The organism is Metallosphaera yellowstonensis MK1 (assembly GCF_000243315.1).
Classification (GTDB): Archaea; Thermoproteota; Thermoprotei_A; order Sulfolobales; family Sulfolobaceae; genus Metallosphaera; species Metallosphaera yellowstonensis.
Map to the genome: position 1 here is coordinate 514,865 of NZ_JH597761.1, position 3,212 is coordinate 518,076.

Genomic DNA, 3,212 nt, shown 5'->3' on the forward strand with positions numbered 1-3,212 from the left:
GCTCCCACCATGAACGTCCTGCCCGTGGAGAGGTCCACTATGGCGACCGTGAGGAGCTTGGTCCTCTCGAACCTCCCGTGGGCGTGGCAGCAGATCCAGTAGTTCTCAGGGGCTCATGTCCTTCCCCCTGGAGCGTCGTGGTCCACGGTGTCGTCCACGATGACGACCTGGCCCTTCACCAGTCTGACAGGACCTCCAGCCCCCACGCGTCGTCGAGTTCTCCCAACGCCTCCAGCAGGTTTGCGTAGTCCAACCCGAACGTCTCGGCCGCGTTCCTCACGCTGGCCCTCCCACCTACCAGGACCATGAGGACTAGCGCCAACCCGACCTTCCTGCTCCTCCCGTTCCCCCTGACCACGCCCAGCCTGTTGACCTCCCTGACCAGCCTCTCCCTAGCGAACTCGATCAGTCCCTTTCCGCACCTTTTCAGCGAGACGACGTCGAAAAACTTCTCGCTAATACCGACTTTCCTGTATTACCTCCCTAAGATTCCCATAACTGTTGTATAGAAGACGAAAACAACCTCACCTTCCAGACGTTGTATAATGGGGATAAGTTCTTCATGTCTAACTAAAAATTGAGACTTTCTACCTAAGCTCGAATGAGAGGTATGCTTGACGGAACAATCCATTACAGTCTGCATTAAGATTAACAAAATCAGTAGATGCTGGTTAGATTCTTCATGGGTATCACCGTCTGAATGAGTATTACATACCTCTTTGCTATCTTGAATCCTTCTCCTCTCCTCCTTAAAGTATCTATTCTATGATAGGGAAGTATCTCGGCCCCTACATCGTCAGCTCTATTTCTGACGAACATCACGTTACAGCGAGCTAAGACCTCCCCTTCTTCCCTTCCCTTGAAGACATTTATGTTACTCAAGTAGTGTATAGTCCTGGAGGGCGGATCCTCGGACCAAGCAAAGGGAGACTTGAACATTTTTTGTATTCTCGCCTCTAGGGCCGCCTTCCCTAAATCCCACAGGATAGGTTCCTCCAATATGCCGAAACCGAATCCCTTAGGCTTAGTGACTCTCTTGAGGATTCTGTAGTCCACATCTTCCTCTATCAACTCCAGCCATTTATCGTATAGCCAGAAGTCCAACAGCTCCGCCTCTCTATATAGGAATTTCATTACTTCTGAGTACGTCCTCTCGTCCACCGGATCTGATAAAGAGAGCAAGTCCTGAACCAAGCTGGTCTCTTCCTCCCACAGAGGTTTACTTGCCCCCATTTCAATCACCGTTCAACAGGTAATCGAAGTACCTAGCCCAGAAATATCTCATCCCTTGCTCTGTTATTCCAAGAGGTATGACCTCCACATCGTCATACACTATCTCGTGGAGTGGTCTGACCGGATCTGCTCTAAGGGGATAAACTGCCCTCACATTTTCTCCATCGAGATTTGCCTTGAGGCTCATCGAGCTCTCCGTGATATACTGGAAGTTATCCATGTCGTCCGGCTCGAAGAACCCACCAACGCTAGTCTCCTGGATGTATGCCCTATATGAGAGTTGCTTGAACCTGGGATTGGCGTCCTTTTCGACTGCGAACCATGTAGTCCACTCCATTAGGTCATTCCTTATGGGCCTGAGTAACCTGAAGGCTATAAAAGGTACCCCTGGTATTCCCCTAGCGTAATCCGTCAGACCCTCGATGCCCGCGAAGGAATGTAGAATACTCAAGTTGGGATAGATTATGCCAAACATGGTTCTTCCATGATATGTAATCCACGTCTCGAACTGTCTTGTGGTCAAATTACTCTTGGCACTCTCGATCACCTCTGGGGCCCATTTGGGGTAACATGCTGGCATCAACTCCCTGTGCTTAAGGATATAGTCGTGTTGCCAGTGAGCGAAGTCTATGCTATGACCTTTCCTAGATATCACCCTGAGGGCTGTGACCAGTCCTCTGAAGTTCACGTCTGGAGGCATCATTCCCAATTGGATGCCAGAAAGGTGCGTAGTCATGATATGGTAACCGTCGCTGTTCAAGTTCTCGGCAGCTACTTTCCAATTTGTAGGCACGACCCAACGTATTGGGGGATGGAACTCCAATCCTATCTTACTCCTTTTCACGATTATATCCAAATACCACGCATAATCTCCTAAATAATCCCTAAGAGACTCAGCTCTTCCGTCGAGGTTCACAAACAGTAGGCCTCCGTAGCTCTCCATTCTCACCTCAATTAGACCGTTCTTATCTGGATCAAAGTCTTTGGGGAATTTTTCTATGAAGGGGACTCCTATACACCTACCTTGGAGATTATATGACCAACCGTGATACGGACACTTGAAGACCTTGGTTTCACCGTAATCTACCGCTGATAACTTACGTCCTCTATGCACACACTGATTCAGAAATGCCCTAAGCCTTCCATCATCTCCTCTCACGATGATTACCGAATCCCTTGGACCTACGTGCCTTACCATGTAGTTACCCGGATTCGGGATTTCACTCTCATGTCCCACGAAGTTCCACGTCCTAGGCCACAACTTTCTAAGCTCCAATTGATATAGTGATTCACTACTGATCATCCATAAGGGTAGTTCCCCTTTCGTGATAATGGAGTCCCTTGCTCTCTCCAGACTCTCCATTAGATTAAGATCCACTTTTGCACTCTGGCTTGACATAGGGATCTCAATATATTTAGCTGATATCCCTTATTTATGTTTTACATGTAACAAACGGGCGATTCAGGACTCCATTGCGATTTCTATTTGTTTCTATAGAATGAAAGTGACTTAATTGATCCTACATTAGTACACTAAAAGGGGACGAGCGCTAGGTCATACCATGAGATGTCAAATCACGTGGTGACCGCGCTCCTCCTTGAGGTAGTTGGGGAGGTCGCGCCATTAAATGAATGAGATGGAGAGGAGGGCCCTGGAGGAGGAGAGGACCTCCCCCAGGTACGCCAGGTACAGGTTCCTGAGGGGGTTCAGGGTATCCCTCTGGGGGGTCGTGTACGGGCTGGAGTGGGTCACGGTGAGTTTGCCCGTGCCGTACAGGGGAGAGGGTGAGGACTGGAGTGGAGGAGTTGCTCAGGGAGGAGAGGCCGGTGCTCAGGGCCCTCCTCCTGCCCGTGTTGGGAACGCCGAGCTCTAAACCCAGGAGCTGGAGGTGGGGGGACTTCAAGTAACAGCAGTTATGGGACTTTAACGTAACTTAAAGATTTTCATCAGCCCCGGCGGTCAGCCTAAATGGCGCTCG

At 49.7% G+C, this 3,212-nt stretch carries 2 protein-coding genes and 2 pseudogenes; 1 reads left to right on the plus strand and 3 read right to left on the minus strand.

What is annotated here, in order from left to right:
- The 3 genes and pseudogenes from METMK1DRAFT_RS19935 to METMK1DRAFT_RS03325 all read right to left on the minus strand — a co-directional run.
- Positions 1 to 430, minus strand: a pseudogene (locus tag METMK1DRAFT_RS19935) (IS701 family transposase); the annotation flags it as partial.
- Positions 431 to 657: 227 nt separating this feature from the next.
- Positions 658 to 1,233 (minus strand): aromatic-ring-hydroxylating dioxygenase subunit beta, encoded by a 576-nt coding sequence (locus METMK1DRAFT_RS03320; RefSeq protein ID WP_009070862.1) that lies wholly within the window; start codon positions 1,231 to 1,233, stop codon positions 658 to 660.
- A 1-nt stretch (position 1,234) separates the two neighbouring features.
- Positions 1,235 to 2,632, minus strand: coding sequence for an aromatic ring-hydroxylating oxygenase subunit alpha (locus METMK1DRAFT_RS03325; protein WP_009070864.1), 1,398 nt, complete (start codon positions 2,630 to 2,632; stop codon positions 1,235 to 1,237).
- A 168-nt stretch (positions 2,633 to 2,800) separates the two neighbouring features.
- Here METMK1DRAFT_RS03325 and METMK1DRAFT_RS03330 point away from each other — a divergent pair.
- Positions 2,801 to 3,081, plus strand: a pseudogene (locus METMK1DRAFT_RS03330) (IS256 family transposase); the annotation flags it as partial.
- Between the last annotated feature and the right edge of the window lie 131 nt (positions 3,082 to 3,212).

What these genes read in the sequence shown, in the direction of transcription:
- METMK1DRAFT_RS03320 (WP_009070862.1), bottom strand. Translation starts at nt 1,233, where the DNA reads ATGGGGGCAAGTAAACCTCTGTGGGAGGAAGAGACCAGCTTGGTTCAG.
- METMK1DRAFT_RS03325 (WP_009070864.1), bottom strand. Translation starts at nt 2,632, where the DNA reads ATGTCAAGCCAGAGTGCAAAAGTGGATCTTAATCTAATGGAGAGTCTG.